This window comes from Desulfotomaculum copahuensis, from assembly GCF_001655685.1.
GTDB classification, from domain to species: Bacteria; Bacillota; Desulfotomaculia; order Desulfotomaculales; family Desulfovirgulaceae; genus Desulfotomaculum_G; species Desulfotomaculum_G copahuensis.
Window position 1 is genome coordinate 1 of the sequence record NZ_LYVF01000161.1, and the last position, 350, is coordinate 350.

A 350-nucleotide genomic window follows, 5' to 3' on the forward strand; every position below is an offset into this window, starting at 1 on the left:
AAGGTTAAGGGGAAGGGTCATCCGGCACTCAACTATACCTATTAGGAGTGAAAAAAATGTATTATGTCTATATAATAAAGAATGAAAAAGGAGGCATATATACAGGCTATTCAGAGAATATAAAGAAAAGATTAGAAGCTCATAATAAAGGACTAAACAAATACACAAAAGGGCATAAATGGGAACTAATATACTATGAAGCATATAAAGCAAAAGAAGATGCCCAAAAGAGAGAAAAGCAATTAAAAAAATCTCATAATGCAAGAAGATGGTTAAAAGAAAGAATAGCCAAAAGCATAAACTCTTAGTAGATAGAGTTGAGTGCCGGAGAAGCTCTGAACTTAAGCCCC

Annotated in this window: 1 protein-coding gene; it reads left to right on the forward strand. The window is 33.4% G+C overall.

Annotated elements, in window-relative coordinates; genetic code table 11:
- Positions 1–56 precede the first annotated feature (56 nt).
- Positions 57–308, forward strand: coding sequence for a GIY-YIG nuclease family protein (locus tag A6M21_RS10120; RefSeq protein ID WP_201721869.1), 252 nt, complete (start codon positions 57–59; stop codon positions 306–308).
- Positions 309–350 lie beyond the last annotated feature (42 nt).

Coding starts and splice junctions, on each gene's coding strand:
- A6M21_RS10120 (WP_201721869.1), top strand. CDS start 57: ATGTATTATGTCTATATAATAAAGAATGAAAAAGGAGGCATATATACA.